Raw genomic sequence first — 23,663 nt, 5'->3', positions numbered from 1 at the left:
ATGCAAGCAGAAACCCGCACCATTCCTGGTACTGACGTCCAACTGCCAGTGCTCGGCTTCGGCGGGGCACCCATCGGCAATCTCTATCGGGAGGTGCCCGAGCAGGAAGCGGTCGACGCCGTCACCGCGGCCTGGGAGGGCGGCGTGCGGTATTTTGACACCGCGCCGCACTACGGGCTGGGACTCTCCGAACACCGCATGGGTGCCGCGCTGGCAGGGAAGGACCGCGACAGCTACGTGCTCAGCACCAAGATTGGGCGGCTGCTGCGGCCCAACCCGTCGCCCGAAGGCAAGGACACGGAAGGCTTCGACGTCCCTGACACTGTGCACCGGGTCCGCGACTACTCACGCGACGGGGTGCTGCGTTCCGTCGAGGAGAGCCTGCAGCGGCTGGGGACCGACCGAATCGACATCGTTTACATCCATGACCCCGATGACTACTGGGCGGAGGCCGTTGAAGGCGCGGCTCCGGCACTGTCCGCGCTGCGCGACGAAGGGGTGATCCGCGCCTGGGGTGCAGGAATGAACCAGTCGGAAATGCTCCACCGCTTCGTCACCGAGACGGACATCGACGTGGTCATGCTCGCCGGAAGGTACACACTGCTGGAGCAAGGCGCAGCCCGGGACCTGCTTCCGGCCTGCCTGGAACGCGGCGTTGGCGTCGTGAACGTGGGCGTCTTCAATTCAGGGCTCCTGTCCAAGGAACGCCCCGCCGCCAACGCCACCTACAACTACGCACCTGCCCCGCAGGAACTGCTGGACAGGGCCAACCTGCTGGCTGACATCTGCGAATCGCACGGGACCACCCTCCCGGCGGCCGCCCTCCACTACCCCTACCAGCACCCCGCCGTGACAAGCGTTGTCCTTGGCATGCGCACGCCGGCGCAGGTGAAGCAAAACCTGGACCTGGCCGCCCAAAGCGTCCCGGCCGGGTTGTGGGCTGACCTGCGGGAGCGCGGACTGATCGGCTGAAAGCACAACCGGGTACTACCGAGAAAAGAAGAAACGAATGCAATTTGCGCGCATAGGTGCCACCGGCAAGGAAATCCCCGCCCTGCTCCACGACAAAAAGTACTACTCCCTGGAGCAGGTGACGCGGGACATCGATGCCGACTTCTGGGAAACGAACGGGCCGGCTCGTGCTGCAGCGGCACTGGCCGCCGGCGAACTGGCCGAACTCGCCGTTGACGGGGCCCGGATCGGTGCTCCGATCGCCAGGCCGTCCTCGGTGATCTGCGTGGGTATGAACTACGCAGCCCACGCAGTGGAATCCGGCTCCGCACCGCCTTCGGTCCCCATCATTTTCCATAAGGCTCCCAACACGGTGGCCGGGCCGTTCGATCCGGTGGCCATCCCACGCGGTTCCACCAAGACCGACTGGGAAGTGGAACTCGGCGTGGTCATCGGCCGGCGCGCCTCCTACCTGGACTCTCCGGCACAAGCCCGCGATTACATCGCCGGCTTCGTCACCGTCAATGACCTGTCCGAGCGAACCTTTCAGTTGGAGGTATCCGGTGGCCAATGGTCCAAGGGAAAGAGCTGCGCCGGCTTTTGCCCCACGGGCCCGTACCTGGTGACCCCGGATGAAGTGGACGCCCGCGACCTGCGGCTGCGCAGCTGGGTGAACGGCGAAATCCGCCAGGACTCCTCCACCCGCGACCTGATCTTCGGCGTGGAGCAGGTGATCTATGACCTCAGCCAGTTCCTGGTCCTTGAGCCGGGAGACCTGGTCTGCACCGGCACCCCGGAGGGGGTGGCCCTGTCCGGGCGTTTCCCATACCTGAAGGCGGGGGACGTCGTCGAACTTGAAGTGGCGGGATTGGGCCGCCAGCGCCAGGAATTCTTCCAGGGCTGATTACGAAAGGACCAAACAATGGAGTTTGCGGGAATCAAGGCAATCGTTACCGGCGGAGCCTCGGGAATTGGGGCTGCGACAGTGAAGCTGCTGCAGGAACGCGGGGCCGATGTCGCCGTGTTGGACCTCAACCCCGACCAAGCGCCGGCGGGAGTGAAGGCCGTCCACTGTGACGTCTCCGATGACGCATCCGTCCGCCGGGCCGTTGAAGAGGCTGCGGAACAGCTGGGCGGGATCGACGTGGTGGTCAACAACGCCGGTGTGGGTGCACAGGGCACCATTGAAGCAAATGACGACGACGAGTGGCACCGCGTGTTCGACGTCAACGTGCTGGGCATGGTCCGGGTGTCACGGGCTGCCCTGCCGCACCTGCGCCGGTCCAGCCACGCGGCGATCGTCAATACGTGCTCTGTTGCAGCCACCGCCGGGCTCCCCCAGCGCGCCCTGTACAGCGCAACCAAGGGCGCAGTGCTGTCGCTCACCCTGGCCATGGCCGCCGACCACCTCCAGGAAGGCATCAGGGTCAACTGCGTGAACCCGGGAACCGCCGACACTCCCTGGATCGGCCGCCTGCTGGCCAGCGCACAGGATCCTGCCGCGGAACGGGCGGCGCTGGAGGCGCGCCAGCCGCACGGCCGGCTAGTCTCGCCCGAGGAAGTCGCAGCCGCCGTCGCTTACCTTGCCAGCCCGCTCTCCGGGTCCACCACCGGAGTGGACTTGGCAGTGGACGGCGGCATGCAGGCACTTCGGCTCCGGCCCCGCCCTGCCGCTTCCTGACGCAGCCGCTTCTGAGCAGGGCAACAGGCACGCGCCACCGGGCCCGTAGCTCGGTAAGGTCGTGTCATGGACAGCGGCGCTTTCCTCAATATCGCGTTGGTTCTTGGATTCGTGTTGCTGGGCGGGGTGTTCGCCGCGGCGGAGATGGCACTGGTGTCCCTGCGCGAAAGCCAGGTGCGCCGCATCGAGAAGTCCGGTGAGTCAGGGGCTCGAACGGCAGCGCTGGCGCGCAACCCCAATCGGTTCCTCTCCACGGTCCAGATCGGGGTGACGCTGGCTGGGTTCTTCTCGGCGGCCTATGGCGCCTCGGCGATCGCGCCCGACGTCGTGCCTCTCCTGGAAGCCGTGGGGCTGGGTGCGGCGGCCGGGCCGGTCTCCTTTATTGGCATGACCCTGCTGGTGGCCTATCTGTCCCTGGTGCTGGGCGAACTGGCGCCCAAGAGGCTGGCGCTGCAAAGCCCCGTCGCCTTCACCAGGGTCCTGGCCCCGCCGCTCATCAGTTTTTCGAGGATCATGCGGCCTGCCATCTGGCTCCTGTCCGTCTCCACCGACGCCGCGGTCCGGCTCTTCGGCGGTGACCCGCGTGCCAAGCGCCCCGCAATCACCTCGGAGGAATTGTGGGACATGGTGGCCGGGAACGAGATGCTCGAAGAAAGTAGCCGGCACATCCTGGCTGACGTGTTCGGTGCCGGAGACCGGACCCTGCAGGAGGTGATGCGCCCCCGCACGGAGGTCATCTTCATCGACGGCGCCATGACCATCGCCGACGCCCGCACCATGGTCCGCGACGGTCCCTATTCCCGGTTTCCGGTCATCGGCAGGAGTCCCGACGACGTACTGGGCTTCGTGCACATCCGCGACCTGATGCCGGGCGGTGAGGTGCAGGACCAGGCGCCGGTGCGCGACATCGCCCGAAAGATCCTTGCCATGCCGGGGACCAACCGGGTGCTGCCGTCGCTGTCCCGGATGCGCAGGACCAATCAGCACATTGTGCTGGTGGTGGACGAGTACGGCGGCACGGATGGCGTGGTCACGCTCGAAGACCTCGTGGAGGAACTCGTGGGCGAAATTTACGACGAGTACGACACCGGCGCCGAGCACGAGGACCGCGTCACCATGGCCAACGGCGCCATCGACGTGGACGGGGGCCTTATCCTCCAGGAGTTCACGGCGGCGTCCGGGATCGCCCTGCCGGAGGGCCACTACGAAACAGTGGCCGGGTTCATGATGGAGCGCCTGGGCCGCCTGCCCGTCACGGGCGACAGGGTCCCGATCCCCGGCTACGTCCTCACCGTCCTCAGCATGGACCGGCTGCGGATCGCGCGCATCCGGGTCACCCCGCTCACAGACCAGAGCGGCTGACCGGCAGGAAAGGCACGACGGCGGGACGCACCTTTCGCCAACGGGTCGCGAAGCAGCCGCGGGCCCGCCACGGGACCAACGGCCCTACGGTCAGGGGCGGGCGGCCGCCACAGTTAAGGTGCGGCTGGCCGTTGGGGCCAGGAGCGGCTGGGGGCTGTTTCCGCTGCACCATTGGGGCACAGGGCACGTGCTCCCTTACCCCGGCAGGACACATTGCCATGTTCACGAAACGCCCCACCCTCATCGGCGCCGCCCTGGCCCTTGGCGCTGCGGCCCTCGCAGCCCCCGCACAGGCCGCCAGCAGCAACGGCGCAGACGTCACCAAGTTCAACGAATGCACGGTTTACGGCAGCTACCAGGACTGCCGCACGGGCACGGCGGTCAACCACCAGGTTTCGACACCCAGCGGCGTCCAGTCCACCTCGTCCTCCAGTAACTACAGGGACACCTTGACCGTGACAGACGGCGGAACTGCCTTAAACACCATCCAGACCCAGACGCACTCCCACATGCTCGTCCGCGACGGCCAACTCATCGAGGTGGGCCAGCATTACCGGGAGCAAACCACGGACGCCACCCGCCAGTGCTGGGAACGGGAGGACTCCCACCAGACGGGCACCAAGGTCCAGTACGACCGTGAGGCGCACTACTGCCCGTGAGTGGGTGCCGCCGCTACTAGGCCTCCAGGCTTCGCTCCAGGAAAGCGAGCGTGCGGGTCCAGGAGTCGGCGGCTGCTTCGGGGTTGTAGGTGTACGTGTTGGTGTCGTTGAAGAAGGCGTGGCCAGCGCCCGGATACACCACCGCCTCAAAGTCCACCCCGGCTGCGCGCATGCCTGATTTCAGCCCTGGCAGCTCGTCCATGAGCGCTGCGTCCTGATCCCCGTAAAAGGCAAGGACCGGGCAGCTGATGGCGCGCAGCTCTGCGTCCTTGAACTCGGCGTGCCCGTAGAAGGCGACGGCGGCGCGCAGCCGGGGTTCGGAAACGGCCAGCGAGAAAGTGTAAGTCCCGCCCAGGCAGAAGCCCGTGGCGGCCACCCGGCCGGTCAGTCCAGCCACGCCCTCCAAATGGTCGAAACACACGTGCAGCGCAGCAACCGCGTGCTTGGCGTACTCCGGGGAACGGATGGGTGCCATGTGCTTGCGCAGGCGCGGCTGGGCGTTGCTGCGCTGTTGGGGGTCGAACGCCGCCTCCTGCAGTTCCCCGCTGAGATCCGGCACGCCGCCGGCTCCGGACAGCAGGTCCGGGGCGACTGCCAGGTAGCCTTCCGCGGCAAAACGGTCCGCCACGTCCCTGGTGTGGGGCACCAGCCCCCACACTTCGTGGACCACCACCAGTCCGCCTTTGGGAGTTCCGGCTGGTTCACTGACGTAGGCCTGGACGGATGTCTTGGCGTTGCCGAGAGTCATCATGTTTCCCATGCGGCCAGCATGGCATGCTCCCCCGGGCCTTCCTAGGGGCTCCGGCCCCTACCTGATGCGTGCGGCTACGCCTTCTGCTGCCGCCAGAACACGGAAATCCCGAACGTCACGGCGCAGAGCACCAGCATGGCCAGCACCATCCGCATCCAGCTCTCCTGGTGCACCCCGCCGGCCGCGAACACCCCAATCATCACGGTGGCGGTAATCGCGCCGACGTAGCGGCAGGTCTGGTAGATACCTGCCGCCACGCCACGGTCCTGGGGGCGGGTGGACACGAACATGCCCTGGTTGGAGGCGATGCTCACAGTGCCGTACGGGACGCCCATCAGCGCGGTCAGGACCACCACGAACGGGATGGCCAGCGTGCCGGTCAGCAGCCACATGAGTGCCGCCACCACGGTCAAAAGCACGACGCCGGCAAGCAGCACGCGCCGCACGCCGAACCTTCCCATCGCGGAGACGGCCCACGGGGTGGCGACCACGGACATGCCCGCCAGGGGCAGCATCAGCAAACCCACCACGCCGGGATCGTAGCCGCCCGCTTCCTGCAGCAGCTGCGGCAGGCCGAAGAAGACGAAGTAGTAGACGCTGCTGAACACGGCGAAGGCCAGGTACACCAGCATCAGCGGCCGGTTCCGGCCCAACAGCCGCAGGTCCAGGAACGGCTTGGCGAAGCGCAGCTCCCGCCAGGCAAACAGTGCCGCGAGGACGGTTCCGGCGGCCAGCATCAACCAGCGGTAGTCCGGCGCAACGTTCAGTGCGGCCATCATGACCAGCAGCAAGGCGCCGATGAACCCAGCGATGCCGGGGACGTCGGAGTCCCGCACCAGCTCTGCCACACTGCCGTGCTCCCGGACCTTGTCCGGCGGCGCGGCCTTCCGCACGATCAGCAGCGCTGCCAGTGCCAGCGGAACGTTGATGAGGAACAGCGACTGCCAGCCCACGAAGCCCACCAGCAGTCCGCCGACGACCGGGCCCACCGCGGCTGCGGAAGTGTTGGCCATTTGCAGCCGGCCCAGCGGACGGGCGGTGTCAACCTTCGCCTGATGGGCCAGCGCCCCCACCATCACCACGGCACTGGGGTAGGCCGTGGCGGTGCCCAGCGCCATAACCGCCCGAGCCACGCAGAGCAGCGCGAAGTTCGGGGCCAGTGGGGCCAGGGCACACGTGATGGCCACCAGCGCCATGCCCAGCATGAACATCCGGCGCGGGCCGAACCGGTCGGCCAGCCTGCCCATGACCGGCTGCCCGGCGGCGGAGGCCAGGTAGAAGGAGGTAACAACCCAGGTAACGGCAGCGACGTCGAGCCCGAAGTCCGCGCGCAGCACCACCAGGGCGACAGCGATCATGGACGAATTAAGCGGGTTGAGTGCCGTACCCAGGCTGAGGCCGGAGACGGCCAAGGCAGTCCGGGGTTTGTTGCTCACGGTAACAGTCTGGCCCACAGCGGCCGCCCGCGACGATTCGGCGGGCTTCCGGCGCGGTGTGGCGTTCGCTACTTGCCGGCCAAGGCCACCGGGAACAGCGCGTCCTCCACGGCCCGGGTCAGGTCGCGGATGACCTCCGCCTGGCCGTCGTCGGCCACGCCGTCCGGGTTCTCCGTGTAGATCACCAGTGCAAACGTGGACCCGCCGTAGGTGAGCAGGGCGGCGTCATGGAGTTCGCCGGACACCTCCCCGTACTTGTGGTGGACGTCCACTCCCGCCCGTGAGCCGGCGGGAATGAGGTCTTCATCGTTGGTGTCCTGCATGTAGCTGAGAAGCTGGTCCGTGTTCTCCTTGTTTAGGAGCTCCCCCGCGTACAGCTTCTTCAGGATCAGCGCCATGTCCGCGGCGGTCAGGAGATTTTGTTCGGGGTCGTAAGTCACACCGATGGAGCCCGCGTAGGCGATCAGCTGTGGGTAGCCCACGGCGTTCATCAACAGCAGCCAGGAATCGTTGTTGCTGTCATTGACCATGGCCTTGAGCTGGAAGGCGGCGTCGTAGTCGCCCATGGGCGCGTCCAGGCTGGCCTGCCCCTCCTCCACCAGGTGGTAGTAGGCGGCGGCAGTCAGGATTTTCGCCGTGCTGGCTGCCGTGAAGGTGTCCTGGTCCCCAAAAGTCCGTTCTGCACCCCCCGAGACGTCGGCGAGCGCCAGCCCGATCCGGTATTGGTCAGCTTCGCTCAGGATGTTCTCCACGTTGTCCTGCAACGACGGCGGGGCTGCCGCCACCGGCGCCGCGGGCACGGCGGGCGGGGTGGGGACAACTGCACCCGACCGCGGTTCCGACCGGACCACCGCCAGGGTGATGGTGCCGACGATCACCACGACCACGATGAGCGCCAGGATCAGCAGCCGTCGGTTGCCCCGGGCTTTACTGGAACTGGGCTTACCGGAGCTGGGCTTGCGCGGCGTAGGCGGCGGAGCGTCGCGGCCTGGTGTGGGCACCACGTGGTGCTCGGACATACAAGGGCTCCTGTCCCGCCTCGGCAAACACAAACAACGTCAGCGCGGCCATGAGCCGCGCTGACGTTGCCGATTAAATCACTGGAGGTTGGGAGCTTCCTGAAGGCCTGCAGGTGTTCCGCGCCACCCTGCGGCGCAAGGAATCATTCTCGACGCGTTGAATAAATATCGACGCGCAATTTACTCTGCGCGCACCAAATTCTGGGTGCGCCACGGAATCTGGGCGTCGGGCACCTTGTGCGTGTCGAAAACTGTTTAGCCGCGGGTCCGGGCAGCGAGTGCCGTTTCCAGGAATTCCAGGTGCGCCGGGGTAACTGCCACCATGCTGCCCAGGTATTCCGGGTGCTTGGCCAGGAACTTCTTGATGAACGGGCACACGGGAACTATGCCGCTGCCCGCTTCAACGGTGCTGTCCAGGGCAGCGGTGGCGAGCCGCCCGGCCAGACCCTGCCCGCCGTATTCCTCATTGACCACCGTGTGGTAGAAAATGCGCTGCGGCGACTCCCCGTCGTCGTACTCCTTGTACGCTGCCTTGCCGATGACGTTGCCGGCATCGAGGAGCTCGAAGCGCTCGCGCTCGGGGTTGTGGCGGACGGTGATGTCACTCAAGGGGAACTCCTTTGTTTGCGGGTGGTGCTGCCCGTGCAAAGCCTAACCCGGCACGGGCAGCACCTATTTCCGCAAGCGACGGTTCCTTGGCGGCATTACCCGCCCGGTCAGCTCAAGTAGCCGTTCGGATTGAGGACGTACTTGGTGGCCGCGCCGGCGTCGAACTCCGCGTAGCCCTTCGGTGCGTCCTCCAGCGGGATGGCCTTGGCGTTGACGTTCTTGGCGATGCTGACCTTGTCATTCAGGATGGCCATCATCAGCTGCCGGTTGTACTTCATCACCGGGCACTGGCCCGTGGTGAAGCTCAGCGACTTCGCCCAGCCGGTGCCGAGGCTCAGGCTCAGGGAACCCTTCTTGGCTGCCTCGTCGATGCCGCCCGGATCGCCGGTGACGTACAGGCCGGGAATACCCAGCGCGCCGCCCGCCGCCGTGATGTCCATCAGGGTGTTCAGCACGGTTGCGGGTGCTTCCTGCGCGCCCTTGCCATGGCCTCGGGCTTCGAAGCCCACCGCGTCAACGGCGCAGTCGACCTCGGGAACGCCCAGGATCTGCTCGATCTGGTCCTTCGGCTCGCCCTGGGTGAGGTCCACGGTCTCGCAGCCGAAGCTGCGCGCCTGCGCCAGCCGGCCCTCGTTCATGTCGCCGACAATCACGACGGCGGCACCCAGCAGGTGTGCGCTGGTGGCCGCTGCGAGGCCCACAGGACCGGCCCCGGCGATGTACACCGTGGAACCAACACCCACGCCGGCCGTGGTGGCGCCGTGGAACCCCGTGGGGAAGATGTCCGAGAGCATGGCCAGGTCCATGATCTTCTCCATGGCCCGGTCCTTGTCCGGGAACTTCAGCAGGTTCCAGTCCGCGTACGGCACCAGGACATAGTTGGCCTGGCCGCCCACCCAGCCGCCCATGTCTACATAGCCGTAGGCGCTGCCGGGGCGGTCCGGGTTCACGTTCAGGCAGATGCCGGTCTTGCGTTCCTTGCAGTTCCGGCAGCGGCCGCAGGCGATGTTGAACGGAACCGAACAGAGGTCGCCGACCTTAATGAACTCGACGTCCCGGCCCACTTCCACCACTTCGCCAGTGATTTCATGGCCCAGCACCAGGTCCGGCGGGGCGGTGGTGCGCCCGCGGACCATATGTTGGTCCGAGCCGCAGATGTTCGTGGCCACCGTTTTCAGGATCACCCCGTGGTTGACCGGGCGTCCCACGTTGGCGGGGTTGACCCCCGGCCCGTCCTTGAGCTCGAACGTTGGGTAGTCAATGTCGATTACTTCAACCTTGCCCGCTTCTTTGTAGGCAACGGCTTTGTTCCCTGTCATCTATCACTCCTATAGCCAGGCGTCCGGTGGGACGGCCATGATCTGGGTAGGTGGGACATCCCTTGGGGAACAGCCCTGGCCCGTCGGTGCTTCCTGATATTTGGCGTGGTCAGATACCGGTTCCCGGGTGGGGATTCGCCCAGTCTAGGCACGGCCCCCCAAGCGGTCTAGGGGTAGGAAGCCCCTTGTTTACCGGAGTATTCACAGGGGAAGTTCCTATAGTGGCTTACGCTGCACCAACCGGCTTCCAAGAACGCCGGCTGGCCGCTTCCCAGGCAAGTCCCACCTTGAGGAGAACGGCATGAAAACACGCACCATTGGACAACTGACAGTTTCCGCCCTGGGCCTTGGCTGCATGGGCATGAGCGAGTTCTACGGCGACGGCGACGAACAGGAGTCGATCGCCACCATCCACGAGTTCCTGGACGCCGGCGGGTCGCTGCTGGACACCGCCGACATGTACGGCCCCTTCACGAACGAAAAGCTGGTGGGCCGCGCCATTGCGGGGCGCCGCGAGGATGTCGTGCTCGCCACCAAGTTCGGCAACGAGCGCCGCGAGGACGGGTCCTGGGTAGGCATCAACGGCCGCCCCGAATACGTCCGGGCTGCCTGCGATGCCAGCCTCCAGCGGCTTGGGGTTGACCACATCGACCTCTATTACCAGCACCGGGTGGACAAGACCGTTCCCATCGAGGACACGGTGGGCGCAATGGCGGAACTGGTCCAGGCCGGAAAGGTAAGGCACCTCGGCCTGTCCGAAGCGTCAGCAGAGACCATCCGGCGGGCCCACGCCGTGCATCCCATCACCGCGCTGCAGACCGAGTATTCGCTGTGGGAGCGCGAGCCCGAGACCAAGGTCTTTCCCGTACTCGCCGAGCTTGGCATCGGCTTCGTCCCCTACAGCCCCTTGGGCCGCGGCTTCCTCACCGGCCAGATCCGCAGCGTGGACGACTTCGCCGAGGACGACTTCCGCAAACATTCCCCGCGCTTCCAAGGCGAGAACTTCACCCGGAACCTGGAGCTGGTGGACCGGGTCAAGGAGCTGGCCGACCGGAAAGGCTGCACCCCGGGCCAGCTTGCGCTTGCCTGGCTGCTGGCGCAGGGCGAGCACGTGGTCCCGATTCCGGGCACCAAGAAACGGGAACGGCTGCGCGAAAACCTTGGCGCCGTGGACATCGAACTTGGTGTGGAGGATCTCCAGTTGCTGGACCAGCTGGCACCCGCCGGGGCAACTGCGGGCGCCCGCTACCCGAACATGTCCACCATCGACACGTAAGCTCCGAGGAACCGCCAGGGGCGGCCCTTCCCGGCATAGGCGTTGCCGGCCGGCAACGGTTGCGCAGGCCCGGGCCGCCCACGCGGGAAGGGCGCCACTGGGCGCAATTTACGACGGCGGCGCGGGGCTGGCGTAGGGTGGTTCCTACGGCTGAAGCAAGCGGCCGCTCTTTTCTTTGTGTGCGGAGCCCGTTCCATGTCCGACAAACCTGCCCTGCGGGCCCTTGCTGAATCTTCCTTTTCCCTTCCCCACCTCCGGGACGGCCAGTTGGCCGGCATGGGCGCCCTGGTGGACGGCATCGATGTCCTGGCCGTGATGCCCACGGGCTACGGGAAATCCGCCATCTACCAGGTCGCAGCACTGCACCTGCACCAGCAGACCGGACGCCCCGCCGTCGTGGTTTCACCGCTGATTGCCCTGCAGGAAGACCAGCTGGACGGGCTGTCCCAGGACCTCGGTACGGATGCCGCCGTGGCCATCAACTCCTCGCACAGCGACGCGGACGTCGAAACGTCGTGGAAGGCGGCTGAGGACGGCAAGGCCGTGTTCGTATTCCTTGCCCCGGAACAGCTGGCCAAGCAATCAACCGTCGACCGGATCAAGGCCCTGGACATCTCGCTGTTCGTGGTGGACGAGGCACACTGTGTTTCGTCCTGGGGCCACGACTTCCGCCCGGACTACCTGGCCCTCGGCAATGTCCGTGAACAGCTGGGCAACCCGCCCGTCGCCGCCCTGACCGCCACGGCCTCCCCTCCGGTGCGCGACGAGATCGTGGAGCGGCTGGGCATGAAGGACCCGCTGGTCCTGGTCCGCGGCTTCGACCGGCCCAACATCCGCCTTGACGTGGTCCGGCACCACGAGGACAAGGGCAAGCGCAAGGCAGTGCTGGAACAGGTGGCGGACCTGGCCGGGAAAGGGCAGGGGCTGCTCTACGCCGCCACTCGGAAGGACACAGAGAAGTACGCGGCCAAGCTGGCCAAGGAGGGGCTCCGCGCGGAGGCCTACCACGCCGGGCGTCCCGCCAAGGAGCGTGAACATATCCACGAGCTGTTCCTGGAGGACAAGCTGGACGTGGTGGTGGCCACCACCGCGTTCGGCATGGGCATCGACAAACCGAACGTCCGCTTTGTGGTCCATGCCGACATCCCCGAATCCCTGGACGCCTACTACCAGGAAATCGGGCGGGCAGGCAGGGACGGCGAGCCGGCCTCGGCCGTGCTGCATTACCGCTCGGAGGATCTTGGACTGCGCAAGTTCTTCGGTACCCACTCCCCTGACCCCGATGCGCTGCTGGAGGTGTTGAAGGTCCTCAAGGCTGCCGACGCCGCCACCCCCAAGTCCTCCCTCGCAGAGCTGACCGGCTTCAAGCCCCGCCGCGTCACAGGCCTGGTGAACCAGTTGGAGGAGATCGGCGCCGTGGCTGTTGGCAAGCGCGGCGTCCGGCTGACGTCCAAAGCCAAGCTGCCCACGCTGGTGGGTGACGCCGTCGAACTCGCCGAGGCCCGGCAACGGGTGGACCAGTCCCGCCTGACCATGATGCGCGCCTACGCGGAGACGGACGGCTGCCGGCGGCAGTTCCTGCTGGGCTACTTCGGCGAGGACCTGCCCGAGCCCTGCGGCAACTGTGACGGCTGCGCTGCCGCTGCCGATGCTCCCGCCCACACGGCGAAGGACGGCAAGCCGGACAAAAAGCAGGCGAACAAGAAAGGCGGCAGGAAACAGCACAGCGCAGCGTCCGACGGCGGCGGCCAGGCTTCCGCCGACCGTGACGAGCCGTTCCCGCTCCAGTCAGCAGTGGTCCACAAGGAATGGGGGCCCGGCTTGGTCATGCGGCACGAGGACGATGTGATCACCGTTCTCTTCGAGCAGGAAGGGTACAAGACCCTGTCCCGGTCCGCCGTCGTGGAGAACGAACTCCTGAAGCCAGCTTAGGTACGCTTAGGGGACCTCCAACGAAAGGCCCCCGCGTGGAAGTACCTGCGTTTGTCTGGATCCTGACCATTGCGGGAATCGTGGGGCTGCTGGCCTTCGACTTCTTCTTCCATGTCCGGAAGGCGCACACCCCCACCATCAAGGAATCGGCCACCTGGTCCGCTATTTACGTGGGAATTGCGGTGCTGTTCGGGCTGGGGGTGCTGCTGTTTGGCGGCCCCGACATGGGCACGGAGTACTTCGCCGGCTATGTCACGGAGAAGGCGTTGTCAGTGGACAACCTCTTCGTCTTCCTCATCATCATGGCCAGCTTCAAGGTACCGCGGGCGGACCAGCAAAAGGTGCTGCTGTTCGGCATCGTGTTCTCCCTGATCGCGCGGACAGCGTTCATCTTTTTGGGCGCGGCGCTGATCAACAGCTTTGCCTGGGTGTTCTACATCTTCGGCCTCATCCTGCTGCTCACGGCCGGCAACCTGCTCAAGCCGGACAACCACGACGACGACTCCGAAGGACTGGTGGTCCGGCTCGCCCGGAAGGTCCTGCCAGCGTCGCAGCACTACGACGGGGACAAACTATTCACCGTGGAGAACGGAAAGCGGGTCCTCACTCCGATGCTGCTCGTAATGGTGGCCATCGGCGGCACCGACATCCTGTTTGCCCTGGACTCCATTCCTGCTATTTTCGGCCTGACCCAGAACGTCTTCGTCGTCTTTACCGCCACGGCGTTCTCGCTGATGGGCCTGCGGCAGCTGTTCTTCCTGATCGACGGCCTGCTGGACCGACTGATCTTCCTCTCCTACGGCCTGGCGGTCATCCTGGGCTTCATCGGCGTGAAGCTCATCCTGCACGCCCTGCATGAGAACACCCTCCCGTTCATCAACGACGGCGAACACGTCAATGTGGTGGAAGTCAGCACCGGTGTCTCCCTGGGCGTCATCCTCGGCGTCCTGCTGGTGACTATCCTGGCGTCCATCTTCAGTCCCAAGGGCAAGGCCAAGAACGCGGTGTCAGGCGCGCGGCGGCACGCCACCGAATACCTGGACCTCACCTACGAAACGGACATGGCCGAACGCGACAAGATCTTTGCCAAAATGTGCCGGGAAGAGACCCAGATCCGTAAGCTCCCCGAAAAGTACAAGCGCCTGGTCCGCAACGAAACCGAGTTCATGGAGCTGCTGTACAACGCCCACGCTGAGCATGACAAGGCCCAGGTCCGGGCAGCCGCGGCCGGGGGCTGACACCAGCTTCCTGCCGGGCTGGGCCCGCCCTTCTTATGCCGCCCGCCCTTCTTGTTGTTGGCCTGCCCGCTGTTTGTCAGTCCCTCTTGCTACGTTTGATTCAGCCACACAAACAGGGCCCCGGAAACCGTCTTCGGGCCCGGCTGTCATTGGGGAGGCCCCGTGTTTCTGCTCGACGCTGGTGTTGAAGCCGGCTCAAGTGCGCCGCCGGACCTGGTCTTTTCGGCCAGTGATCTGGTGGCGGCCTCCGAGTGTGAGTACCGCACGCTCCGGATCCTGGACGAAAAGCTGGGCCGCGCCCCCAAAGCCGAGTTCGCCGTTGACGAGATGCAGAAGCGGGCCGGTGAGCTGGGCGACCGGCACGAGCAGACAGTGCTTGCCAGCCTTGTGGCGAAGTACGGCGAGTGGGACGCCAGCCGGGGCTCGGGCGTCTATTCGCTGGAGCGCGGCCAGAATCTGCGTGGTGAGCTGCAGGCAAAGCATGCAGAGACCGAACTCGCCCTCCGGTCCGGTGCGGATGTGGTGTTCCAGGCCACCTTCTTCGACGGCGAATTCCTGGGCTATGCGGACTTCCTGGTCAACGAGGCCGCCGGGACTGGGAACCCGGGGCGGTACGAGGTCTGGGACACCAAGCTTGCCCGGCATGCGAAAGTAGGAGCCCTCCTTCAGCTTGCCGCCTACGGCGACCAACTCCTCGGCATGGGGCTGGAGCCATCGCCTGTGGTCACCCTCGTGCTGGGCACACGAGTGGGTGACGACTGGCTGCGCAGCAGCCACTCCCTGCCGGACCTGCTGCCCGTCTTCCGGGAACGACGCCGGCGCTTTCGCCAGCTCACGGCCGGCCACCGTGCAGGCGATGCCCCGGTGCGATGGCAGCAACCCGGCGTCGTGCACTGCGGACGCTGCGACTACTGCGCCGAACAGGTCAAGCTCCATAGGGACCTGCTGATGGTGGCTGGCATGTCCGTTGTCCAGCGGCGGAAACTTCATGAAGCCAACGTCACCACCATCGACAAACTGGCAGCCATGCCCGCCGCGGACGCAAAGAACTCCGTGATCCGGCTCCGCGCCCAGGCCCGGATGCAGCTGGGACTCGATGAGCCAGCGGGGTCCCGCACCTTCACCAAGGACGGCGAGCCGCACACGGTCTCCTACACGGTTCTTCCGAAGAACTCCATCGGGTCTCTTCCGGCACCCAGCGCCGGGGACATTTTCTTCGACTTCGAGGGCGATCCGCTGTGGCAGGATCCCGCCACCGGCGCCTGGGGCATCGAATACCTCTTTGGCGTCATTGAGGCCCCGGTACCGGGTGCCGAAGATGATCCGGCGTTCCGTCCGTTTTGGGCACACTCCCGCTCTGGTGAACGCCGCGCCTTCCTCGACTTCCTGGACTATGTGGAAAAGCGCCGCACTGTTTACCCGGACATGCACGTCTACCACTACGCCCCATACGAAAAGACGGCGCTACGGAACCTCTCCCTCACCCACCAGGCCGGCGAGGACACGGTGGATGACTGGCTGCGGCAGGGGCTGCTGGTGGACCTTTATGCCACCGTGCGGCATTCGCTCCGCATCTCGGAGGCGTCGTATTCCATCAAGAAGCTTGAACCGCTTTACATGGGAGACAACCTGCGGTCCGGGGATGTCAAAGACGCCGGCGCTTCGGTGGTGGCCTACGCCGCCTACTGCGCCGCCCGTGATGAAGGGCGCCGCGAGGACGCTGAGGCCATCCTGGCTTCCATCTCCGACTACAACCAGTACGACTGCCTCTCCACGCTGCGGCTGCGGGACTGGCTTCTCCAACTGGGAGAGAAAGCCAGTGCTTCGCAGGAGCGCGGCCGGCCAGCAGGCGGAATGGATACAGGCGGGCTTGATGCAGGCGCAATTGGTCCGGAAGCCGATCCGGCCGAGCTACCCGGCATCGAAGTAGACGCAGAGGACGATGCGGTGCCTGTCGAGGAGTCACCGGAGGAAGGCAGGCTGCGGGAGTACCTGGCTGCCCTGCCGGATAACCGCCCGTGGACTGATGACGAACGTGCCATCGCAATGGTGGCGGCCGCCACAGGGTATCACCGGCGTGAACGCAAGCAGTTCTGGTGGCAGCACTTCGACCGGGTCGAGGCGCCGGTGGATAGCTGGTCCGACCAACGGAACGTCTTTGTCGTGGAATCGGCCGAAGTTTCAGCCGACTGGGCGCTGGCGAAGCCGAGAGAGAAGATGCGTACGCGGGTCCTGAAGCTTCGGGGCACCATGACCGAGGGCTCCGATTTCCGTGCCGACTCCACCTGGTGCCGCTTGTACGATCCCCCGGCCCCGCACGGCATGGCCATGCCCAATGCGGCACCTGGTGCGCGGGCCTACACCTTCAAGACCCGTATTGACGACCTCCGGGCAGCTCCCGACAATCCGGAACACACCATCATCACTATTTCGGAGCGGGAGTCCAGGAAAGTTGCCGCCTACTCACACATCCCGGTGGCCCTGACGGAGGACCAACCGGTGGCCACCGTCAGTATCGAGGCAGCAATCGCTGAAATAGCCCGTGCCGTCGGCTCCACGCTGCCGTCCCTCCCCGCGCAACCCGGCCTGGACATCCTGCGGAAGCTGCCGCCGCGGTTCCGCTCCCTCCGGGTACCTGCCGAGGTTCGGCCCGGCAACGATGGCGCGACGGATTACGCAGGTGCCATCACTGAGTCCCTGCGGGACCTGGACCACTCCTACCTGGCGGTGCAGGGGCCTCCGGGAACTGGCAAGACCTATGTCGGCGCCCATGTCATTGGCAGGCTCGTCGCCGAAGGCTGGAAGATCGGGGTGGTGGCCCAGTCACACAACGTGGTGGAGAACCTGCTGTGCCGTGCCATCGAGGACGGCGGTGTGGATGCGTCCTGTGTGGCCAAGAAGCTGAAAGACCCCCACGAGGTCCCGTGGAGTTTGACCGCTGACGGAGATGTGGCGCGCCTGCTGGCCTCTCCCGGCGGATGCCTGGTGGGCGGCACGGCATGGATCATGACCGGCAAGGAGGTGCCGCCTGCGTCTCTGGATCTGCTGGTCATTGACGAGGCCGGCCAGTTCTCGTTGGCCAACACGCTCGCTGTGTCCCGTGCGGCGAAGCGGCTGCTCCTTCTGGGCGATCCCCAGCAACTTCCGCAGGTCTCCCAGGGCGCCCACCCGGAACCGGTGGATGAATCGGCCCTCGGCTGGCTCACCGCCGGGCACGCGACGCTTCCCGCGGCCCTGGGCTACTTCCTCGCCGATACCTGGCGCATGCATCCGGAGCTGTGCCGCGCCGTATCCAACCTCAGCTACGAGGGAAAGCTGAAGTCGGCTCCGGCCGCTGCCCACCGCGAACTGGAGGGTATGGCGCCCGGCGTGGAGACGGTTTTCGTTAACCACACCGGCAACGCCACGGCTTCCAAGGAAGAGGCCGAGGAAGTGGTGCGGCAGGCCCAACGCCATCTGGGCCTGAAGTGGACGGCCGGCGCCGGCAGCGAAGCGCGGCCGCTGGAGCAGCAGGACCTGCTGGTGGTGGCCGCGTACAACGCCCAGGTCCATCTGATCCGAAGGAATCTGTCAGAGGCTGGACTGCCGGAGGTTCGGGTGGGCACCGTGGACAAGTTCCAGGGCCAGGAGGCACCCGTGGTGTTCGTTTCGATGGCGTGCTCGGCGGTGGCCGAGGCGCCCCGCGGCGCAGAGTTCCTGCTGAATCGGAACCGCATCAACGTAGCGGTTTCCCGTGGCCAGTGGCGCGCAGTGATCATCCGGTCCCCCGAACTCACCAGCTACATGCCCCACAAGCCTGCGGCCTTGGAGGAGCTGGGCGCGTTCATCGGCCTCAGCCCGCGGGAATAGCCGCGGAGTCCGGTCAGGCGGAGGACCCGCCTTCGCTAAGCGGCTCCGGGTTGGCGGGGCCTCGTTGGGCGGACGGGCCTCGTTGGAGCAAAGCCCAGCCAGGTCAGCCCACCCCGAACCCGCGGTATTTTCCGCCGGCTTGGGACATCGAGCTGTCCACCCGCTCCACCCGGCCGGGAGTGCGGTCCGAGTTCAGCCAGTCCAGCAGTTTGCGGACCTGTGGCTGGGGCCCTTCGGCAATCACGGATACCGAACCGTCGGCGAGGTTCTTCACCTCGCCCGACAGTCCAAGGTCCTCCGCCGTACCCATCGTCCAGTAACGGAAGCCCACACCTTGGACCATGCCGAACACCCGGGCGTCAAGCCGCACGCTGTCCTGCTCCGGGCCGTCCTCTGTGCGTTCATGCCTGCCCATGCCGGGCCTCCTAAGGAAACATCGGCCTGCCCAACCAGGTAGCAGCAGGTGCCGTTGTGAGTGTCAAACGACAGTAACCGCAGCCCGGTTGGGCACTCAACGCCTAGTTGATGGTGATGTCGCGGGTGGCGTGGTTGTAGCGAATGGTCACGGTGCCGCCGGCGTGGTGAAGTTCGTGGTTGGGGCCGTCGAACGTGCCGAAAGCGCCGTAGTTCTCATCCCACGAACGGTTGAGGGCGATCTTGAAGGTGTAGTAACCGGCCGGAAGCTCGGCGCTCTTCTTCCACAGCTGGTCCAGGAAGTCGAACTCCATCTGAGCTTCGTCGTACTGCGGGGCCCAGTCCTCAGGCGCGCCCAGGATGGTGTTGAAGTCACCCACCACGGCCACAGCCTCGGGCTGAGGCAGGGTCTCAACGTCGGGGCCCTCGAACGGCTCAGCAGCGCCGGCCGCCGTGGAGGTTCCAGCAGGGGCAGCAACAGCTTCGGTCTTGTCCTTGGCGGGAGACTTGCCCTTGCGGACGGCCTTCACCACGGGCTCCACGGCGTCTTCGAGCGCCTTGGCTGCCTTGCCCACAGCGGAGGCTGCCTTCTTCGCGGGAGCCTTCTTGGCGGTCTTCTTCGGTGCTGCTTCCTTGGCCGGGACCTCCAGCGTTGCCGCGGCGGCGGAAACCGGGCGGACAAAGCCCTCGGGAGCCGTGGGAACGGGAGTGTCGGCAGGGACCGGGGTGCCGGCGTCGAGCGCTGCTGCAAAGGAATCCACGTCCGGGAAGGCAACCGTGGCGCGCATGCCGTCCTCGGTGATGGTCCAGCCCGAGCGGCCCTTGATCAGCCAGCCCGCCTTGACCAGCTTGGCGGTTGCCGAGGTGAGGGTCTTGTGGCCCCGCGGGATGCCGCCGCTGAGGAGTTCGGACTCATGCTCGTTGAACGGCACGCGGGCGGTTGCTTCCGCCAGGACCTGGCCAGCATTCAGTGCATCGCCGGACCACACGCCTTCGGTCAGGACATCCAGCACGGTCTTGAGCCGAAGGTAAGTGTTTTCTGCGGTGGACTTGGCCATGATTCCCCTTATATAAAAGCGATCGGTCTTAGGCATCTTGCCAACTGCCCATTAAATCGCGCGACTTTAATTGGTTAACTCTGCGTGTCGTGACCGACTGTGAAGCGGATGGTGCCGCAAGTGAGGCGGAGGTCTCGGGTAAGGGCTGTCTGCATAACCCTCAAGCGCTGACACGGGTGCTGCCTTGCACTCCCCAGACACGCCTGCGGCACCTAGTTTACCGGGCAGAAAGCCCCGCTGTTGCGCCCGACACAGGAGCCGTCAGTCGGACACTTCCCTGCCGTTGAGTTCGGCCAGCAGTTCCGCCTTGCGCTCTTCCGAAGCGAAGGAGGAGTGGATCGAGTTCGCCGCCAGCCGCGCCTTGTCAAAATCGGAGAGGTCGAACACCGCGGTCAGCTGCGCGAAGTTGTCATCCACGTAGCCGCCGAAGTAGGCGGGATCGTCCGAGTTGACCGACACATTGAGGCCCGCCGCGAGCATGGCCGGCAACGGATGGTCCGCCAAGGTGTCCACGGCACGGAGCCGGACGTTGGACAGGGGGCAGACGGTCAAAGGAATCCGGGCGTCCACCAGGCGCTCCACGAGGTCGGGGTCGTCCATGCAGCGGATGCCGTGGTCGATCCGTTCCACACCCAGGAGGTCCAGGGCTTCAGTGATGTACGACGCCGGGCCCTCCTCCCCCGCGTGCGCCGTCAGCCGGAGGCCCGCCTCACGCGCCTTCGCGTACAGCCGCTCGAACTTGGACGGCGGGTTCCCCACTTCGGCCGAGTCCAGGCCGATGGCGCCGATTGGTGCGTTCATGGCCAGCAGCCGGCCCAGGACCTCCAGTGCCGAGTCCTCCGGCAGGTCGCGGAGGAACGCCGCGATGAGGATGGTGGAGATCCCGTATTCCTCCTCGGAGGTTGCCAGCACCGAGGCCACACCCTTGACGCACGCCTCCAGGGGGATGCCGCGGGAAAGGTGCGCCTGCGGGTCCATCATGATTTCGGCGTGCCGGACCCCCGCGGCGGCTGCGCGCTCAAGGTAGGCGCGGGTCATGTCCGCAAAGTCCTGCTCGGTTTGGAGTACTGCCATATTGGCGTAGTAGAGGTCCAGGAAGGACTGCAGGTCGGTGAACTCGTACTTTTGGCGCAGTTCATCCAGCCCGGAGTACGGGAGCGTAATGCCGTTGCGCTCGGCCAGGGCAAAGATGAGCTCGGGCTGCAGCGTGCCCTCGATGTGCAGGTGCAGTTCGGCCACCGGAAGGGGCTTGGCGGGAACCGCAGTTTCCGCGGGTTCCGTTTCGGTTTCGGGCGCGGTGCTGCCGCCGGCAAAGTTCTCCATCCGGTCAGGATAGTGCCCCTCCCGGTTTCGCGCCTGCCCGGGAACCCGCAACCTTTGTGAACCACACCGTTACCGTGCTTCATGCCACACCCGACGCGCCCACTTCAATCTCGATTTGATAACGGCCAGATGATGTCCTAGCGTGAAATGCATGCCCGTTCGGCGGGCTTTTTGATTGCCCGGTGCTGCCTCCACCAGAACTGCCCAGCGGCAGCCACCGATAGTGACCTCTATTCGTCAGGGGCGGGCAGTGGCGCGACGATCTCCGGGGACGGAGCCAGCGCCGGTGGCCTTCAGGAGCATCACCACCATGAAAAACACCAAATTCCGTACTGCCGCACGCCGCGGAGTCACCCTGGCCGCCGTCTCCGCGGCAGGTTTGGCCCTTTCCGCAACGGCGGCCAACGCAGCGACACCCACGTCCACCTGGGACGCTCTGGCCCAGTGCGAAAGCGGCGGCAACTGGTCCATCAACACGGGCAATGGCTTCTCCGGCGGCCTGCAGTTCACCGCCAGCACCTGGTCGGCCTACGGCGGAACCGGATCTCCCCAGAACGCCAGCCGTGAACAGCAGATCGCGGTAGCCGAGCGGGTCCAGGCATCCCAGGGCTGGGGAGCATGGCCGTCCTGCTCATCCCAGCTCGGACTGAGCGGTGGCGGCGGAGCCCCTGTCCAGAGTGCACCAATCCAGAGCGCCCCGGTCCAGAGTGCACCCGTCCAGGCCACGCAGGTCCAGAGCGCTCCGGTACAGCAGGCACCGGCCCCGCGGCACGCAACTTCGGTTGCCCTCAGCGGCGAGACCTACACTCTCCAGGCCGGAGATACGTTGAGCATCGTTGCCCAGAAGCTGGGCATCCAGGGCGGCTGGCAGCACCTTGCGGACGCCAACCTGGACACCATTGCAGACCCGAACCTGGTGTTCGCGGGCCAGGTCATCCAGCTTCCCGCTTAACAGCGGACACAGCTCCACTGGCGCCCCGGGCGCTCCGCCTTTCCCAAGGCGACACAGACAGGTCGGCGATAGACAAATTCCGTTGACCAAATAACGACGCCGGCACACCCCACAAGGGATGTGCCGGCGTCGTTCTTTTAATTCCTCAGCCGCTGCCGTGGTGGGCGGTCAGCTTACGGGCAGCTCGCGGACGATGCGCACCTTCCAGGCGGAGTCGTCGCTGGTGTCCAGCAGCGCCACGGTGCCGTGCGCCAGGTTCAGGGCGACCCGCTTGACCGCGAGCAGCTCGAGGTAAAGGTGCTCGTTCATGCGGCTGGGGGTATCGATCATGTACTTCACGGCGTCGCGCACTTTGCGGTAGTTGACGCTGCGTTCGCGGTGCATGTGCAGCTCCAGCGCTGACCGTTGCTTGAGCCGCGGCTCGTGCCGGTTGAGCAGGGTTACTGCGGTGTGGACGGCAACGACCAGGGTGAGCGAAACGCCGTAGATCCACCAGCCGCTTGAGAGAAGGAACAGGGGCAGGTTGGCGATGGCTACCAGTGCGATGACCACGCGGAGGGCGGCAATGCGGCGGACCGTCCGGGCGACGGCGGCCATGCCGTCACGGAAGCGGTGCTGGTCTTTGCGCGCCGCGGCGGGATCGATGATGAATTCGTCGAGAACCAGGACGCCCCGGGCTTCCGGGCCGAGCATTTGTCCGTAGCGGGGCAGGGCGGTACGGGCGGGGGTGACGGCTGTGTCAGGTGTAGATGTCATGAGAGAGCTTCCAAAATGCGGGGGTGGTTGCGGTGATCTTAGTGGTTTAACCTGAAAGCCGTATGCAGGCGTCCATTATTTGGACATGGACACGTTCAGCTTGTGGCCGCAGGCACAGCAATTGGCAGTTCCGCCGGGGACCGTCAGACTGAATGGATGCAAACCTTTCTCCCGTACCCTGACTTCCGCCAAAGCGCCGCAGCATTGGACACCGCGCGGCTGGGCAAGCAGCGGGTCGAAGCGCTGCAAACCCTCCGCGCCCTGGTGATTCCGGGCTACGGCTGGCAGACCCACCCGGCGATCCGGATGTGGATGGGCCACGTGCCCGCCCTCACCATGTACGGGCTGGCGATGGTGGACGAATGGACTGAGCGCGGCCACCCTGACAACACCCGCGCCAACATTGCGGAGTTCGCACCGCAGGCAGCCCACCCGGACTATGCCGCCAAAATTGTCATGCCGCCGTGGCTCGGTGATCCGGACTTCCACCTGAGCCACCGCTCCAAGCTGGTCCACAAGGAACCGAAGTTTTACACCCCGGTGTTCCCGGATGCGATTCCGGACATGGACTACGTCTGGCCCGAGCCCCGGCATGAGTTCCTGCCGGAGGAACCGGAAGGGGACATCCTGTGGATCCTCCGGGAACCGCACGACGACGTCGACCCCCAGTCCCTCACCACGGTGGCGCTTCCCCTGGTGAACCGCGCCGCTGCTGCCGCGGCCGCTACGTCCGCGGGCGACGACGGCTACTCCCCCGTTTATGTGGACGATGGCTCCCGCCGGCCGTCCCGGGCGCCGAAGAAGGCCCCACCCAAGCCCCAGGCGAAGAAGCCTACGCGCAAGCGGCTGGCGCAGGAGGAAGCGTTCCGGACCCTTCCGGGAAAGACTCCGGTAGCGGTTCCGTTCGAGAATGGGGCCAGGTTCGCTGTGGGACAGGTGGTGGGCCGGCCCATCACCCTCGATGACGGCCGCTTTGGCAGGAATTTCGAGGTCACGGAAATCATTGACCGGTCCGCGTTCACGTACCCGGCGCTGCTGCAGGACCCCCGCGTGTTCTTCCCGGTAGAGGCCCCGTAGG

The 23,663-nt window shown here is 65.8% G+C and carries 20 protein-coding genes; 11 read left to right on the top strand and 9 right to left on the bottom strand.

Annotation, left to right across the window (positions count from 1 at the left end; genetic code table 11):
• The 5 genes from ACIGJD_RS04435 to ACIGJD_RS04415 all read left to right on the top strand — a co-directional run bounded on the left by ACIGJD_RS04435 (position 1) and on the right by ACIGJD_RS04415 (position 4,653).
• Positions 1-972: an aldo/keto reductase gene (locus tag ACIGJD_RS04435; RefSeq protein WP_483688469.1), complete on the top strand. Its 972-nt coding sequence runs from the start codon at positions 1-3 to the stop codon at positions 970-972.
• Positions 973-1,009: 37 nt separating this feature from the next.
• Positions 1,010-1,855 carry a fumarylacetoacetate hydrolase family protein gene (locus ACIGJD_RS04430; RefSeq protein ID WP_483688468.1) on the top strand — a complete coding sequence of 282 codons (846 nt, stop codon included), beginning with the start codon at positions 1,010-1,012 and terminating at the stop codon, positions 1,853-1,855.
• An 18-nt stretch (positions 1,856-1,873) separates the two neighbouring features.
• Positions 1,874-2,632 (top strand): SDR family NAD(P)-dependent oxidoreductase, encoded by a 759-nt coding sequence (locus ACIGJD_RS04425; protein ID WP_483688467.1) that lies wholly within the window; start codon positions 1,874-1,876, stop codon positions 2,630-2,632.
• Between the two features lie 66 nt (positions 2,633-2,698).
• Positions 2,699-3,994: a hemolysin family protein gene (locus ACIGJD_RS04420; RefSeq protein ID WP_483688466.1), complete on the top strand. Its 1,296-nt coding sequence runs from the start codon at positions 2,699-2,701 to the stop codon at positions 3,992-3,994.
• A gap of 218 nt (positions 3,995-4,212) precedes the next feature.
• A complete protein-coding gene (locus ACIGJD_RS04415) occupies positions 4,213-4,653 on the top strand; it encodes a hypothetical protein (RefSeq protein WP_483688465.1) in 441 nt (146 codons plus the stop codon).
• A gap of 16 nt (positions 4,654-4,669) precedes the next feature.
• On the opposite strand, the gene ACIGJD_RS04410 is transcribed toward ACIGJD_RS04415, so the two are convergent.
• The 5 genes from ACIGJD_RS04410 to fdhA form a co-directional block, all read right to left on the bottom strand.
• Entirely contained in the window at positions 4,670-5,413 is a 744-nt protein-coding gene (locus ACIGJD_RS04410; RefSeq protein ID WP_483688464.1) for a dienelactone hydrolase family protein, read from the bottom strand.
• 65 nt (positions 5,414-5,478) lie between these two features.
• Entirely contained in the window at positions 5,479-6,840 is a 1,362-nt protein-coding gene (locus ACIGJD_RS04405) for an MFS transporter (protein WP_483688463.1), read from the bottom strand.
• 68 nt (positions 6,841-6,908) lie between these two features.
• Complete coding sequence (locus tag ACIGJD_RS04400) at positions 6,909-7,859, bottom strand: serine hydrolase (protein WP_483688462.1); 951 nt, start codon at positions 7,857-7,859, stop codon at positions 6,909-6,911.
• 255 nt (positions 7,860-8,114) lie between these two features.
• Complete coding sequence (locus tag ACIGJD_RS04395; protein ID WP_483688461.1) at positions 8,115-8,468, bottom strand: GNAT family N-acetyltransferase; 354 nt, start codon at positions 8,466-8,468, stop codon at positions 8,115-8,117.
• 107 nt (positions 8,469-8,575) lie between these two features.
• Complete coding sequence (fdhA, locus tag ACIGJD_RS04390) at positions 8,576-9,787, bottom strand: formaldehyde dehydrogenase, glutathione-independent (protein WP_142130916.1); 1,212 nt, start codon at positions 9,785-9,787, stop codon at positions 8,576-8,578.
• 301 nt (positions 9,788-10,088) lie between these two features.
• Between fdhA and ACIGJD_RS04385 the strand changes: the two genes are divergently transcribed.
• The 4 genes from ACIGJD_RS04385 (at position 10,089) to ACIGJD_RS04370 (ending at position 18,082) form a co-directional block, all read left to right on the top strand.
• Positions 10,089-11,063 (top strand): aldo/keto reductase, encoded by a 975-nt coding sequence (locus tag ACIGJD_RS04385; protein WP_483688460.1) that lies wholly within the window; start codon positions 10,089-10,091, stop codon positions 11,061-11,063.
• 195 nt (positions 11,064-11,258) lie between these two features.
• Entirely contained in the window at positions 11,259-12,995 is a 1,737-nt protein-coding gene (locus ACIGJD_RS04380; RefSeq protein ID WP_483688459.1) for a RecQ family ATP-dependent DNA helicase, read from the top strand.
• Between the two features lie 35 nt (positions 12,996-13,030).
• Complete coding sequence (locus ACIGJD_RS04375) at positions 13,031-14,233, top strand: TerC family protein (protein WP_483688458.1); 1,203 nt, start codon at positions 13,031-13,033, stop codon at positions 14,231-14,233.
• Positions 14,234-14,395: 162 nt separating this feature from the next.
• Entirely contained in the window at positions 14,396-18,082 is a 3,687-nt protein-coding gene (locus ACIGJD_RS04370; RefSeq protein ID WP_483688457.1) for a TM0106 family RecB-like putative nuclease, read from the top strand.
• A gap of 103 nt (positions 18,083-18,185) precedes the next feature.
• Here the strand turns inward: ACIGJD_RS04370 and ACIGJD_RS04365 are convergent, their stop codons facing one another.
• From ACIGJD_RS04365 to ACIGJD_RS04355, 3 genes are all read right to left on the bottom strand, one after another.
• Positions 18,186-18,497 carry an acylphosphatase gene (locus ACIGJD_RS04365; RefSeq protein WP_483688456.1) on the bottom strand — a complete coding sequence of 104 codons (312 nt, stop codon included), beginning with the start codon at positions 18,495-18,497 and terminating at the stop codon, positions 18,186-18,188.
• Positions 18,498-18,600: 103 nt separating this feature from the next.
• A complete protein-coding gene (locus tag ACIGJD_RS04360) occupies positions 18,601-19,554 on the bottom strand; it encodes a pullulanase X25 domain-containing protein (RefSeq protein WP_483688455.1) in 954 nt (317 codons plus the stop codon).
• 261 nt (positions 19,555-19,815) lie between these two features.
• Positions 19,816-20,877, bottom strand: a complete 1,062-nt coding sequence (locus ACIGJD_RS04355) for an adenosine deaminase (protein ID WP_483688454.1) — start codon at positions 20,875-20,877, stop codon at positions 19,816-19,818.
• Positions 20,878-21,187: 310 nt separating this feature from the next.
• On the opposite strand from ACIGJD_RS04355, the gene ACIGJD_RS04350 reads away from it, so the two are divergent.
• Entirely contained in the window at positions 21,188-21,829 is a 642-nt protein-coding gene (locus ACIGJD_RS04350) for a transglycosylase family protein (RefSeq protein WP_483688453.1), read from the top strand.
• A 168-nt stretch (positions 21,830-21,997) separates the two neighbouring features.
• On the opposite strand, the gene ACIGJD_RS04345 is transcribed toward ACIGJD_RS04350, so the two are convergent.
• Positions 21,998-22,585, bottom strand: coding sequence for a hypothetical protein (locus ACIGJD_RS04345; protein ID WP_483688452.1), 588 nt, complete (start codon positions 22,583-22,585; stop codon positions 21,998-22,000).
• Between the two features lie 156 nt (positions 22,586-22,741).
• Between ACIGJD_RS04345 and ACIGJD_RS04340 the strand changes: the two genes are divergently transcribed.
• Complete coding sequence (locus tag ACIGJD_RS04340) at positions 22,742-23,662, top strand: MSMEG_6728 family protein (RefSeq protein WP_483688451.1); 921 nt, start codon at positions 22,742-22,744, stop codon at positions 23,660-23,662.
• Position 23,663 lies beyond the last annotated feature (1 nt).

Source organism: Arthrobacter sp. E1SS-5 (genome assembly GCF_057073715.1).
This window is presented reverse-complemented; position numbering and strand designations above follow the sequence as displayed.

What these genes read in the sequence shown, in the direction of transcription:
- ACIGJD_RS04435 (WP_483688469.1), top strand. Translation starts at nt 1, where the DNA reads ATGCAAGCAGAAACCCGCACCATTCCTGGTACTGACGTCCAACTGCCA.
- ACIGJD_RS04430 (WP_483688468.1), top strand. Translation starts at nt 1,010, where the DNA reads ATGCAATTTGCGCGCATAGGTGCCACCGGCAAGGAAATCCCCGCCCTG.
- ACIGJD_RS04425 (WP_483688467.1), top strand. Translation starts at nt 1,874, where the DNA reads ATGGAGTTTGCGGGAATCAAGGCAATCGTTACCGGCGGAGCCTCGGGA.
- ACIGJD_RS04420 (WP_483688466.1), top strand. Translation starts at nt 2,699, where the DNA reads ATGGACAGCGGCGCTTTCCTCAATATCGCGTTGGTTCTTGGATTCGTG.
- ACIGJD_RS04415 (WP_483688465.1), top strand. Translation starts at nt 4,213, where the DNA reads ATGTTCACGAAACGCCCCACCCTCATCGGCGCCGCCCTGGCCCTTGGC.
- ACIGJD_RS04410 (WP_483688464.1), bottom strand. Translation starts at nt 5,413, where the DNA reads ATGGGAAACATGATGACTCTCGGCAACGCCAAGACATCCGTCCAGGCC.
- ACIGJD_RS04400 (WP_483688462.1), bottom strand. Translation starts at nt 7,859, where the DNA reads ATGTCCGAGCACCACGTGGTGCCCACACCAGGCCGCGACGCTCCGCCG.
- fdhA (WP_142130916.1), bottom strand. Translation starts at nt 9,787, where the DNA reads ATGACAGGGAACAAAGCCGTTGCCTACAAAGAAGCGGGCAAGGTTGAA.
- ACIGJD_RS04385 (WP_483688460.1), top strand. Translation starts at nt 10,089, where the DNA reads ATGAAAACACGCACCATTGGACAACTGACAGTTTCCGCCCTGGGCCTT.
- ACIGJD_RS04380 (WP_483688459.1), top strand. Translation starts at nt 11,259, where the DNA reads ATGTCCGACAAACCTGCCCTGCGGGCCCTTGCTGAATCTTCCTTTTCC.
- ACIGJD_RS04365 (WP_483688456.1), bottom strand. Translation starts at nt 18,497, where the DNA reads ATGGGCAGGCATGAACGCACAGAGGACGGCCCGGAGCAGGACAGCGTG.
- ACIGJD_RS04360 (WP_483688455.1), bottom strand. Translation starts at nt 19,554, where the DNA reads ATGGCCAAGTCCACCGCAGAAAACACTTACCTTCGGCTCAAGACCGTG.
- ACIGJD_RS04355 (WP_483688454.1), bottom strand. Translation starts at nt 20,877, where the DNA reads ATGGAGAACTTTGCCGGCGGCAGCACCGCGCCCGAAACCGAAACGGAA.
- ACIGJD_RS04350 (WP_483688453.1), top strand. Translation starts at nt 21,188, where the DNA reads ATGAAAAACACCAAATTCCGTACTGCCGCACGCCGCGGAGTCACCCTG.
- ACIGJD_RS04345 (WP_483688452.1), bottom strand. Translation starts at nt 22,585, where the DNA reads ATGACATCTACACCTGACACAGCCGTCACCCCCGCCCGTACCGCCCTG.
- ACIGJD_RS04340 (WP_483688451.1), top strand. Translation starts at nt 22,742, where the DNA reads ATGCAAACCTTTCTCCCGTACCCTGACTTCCGCCAAAGCGCCGCAGCA.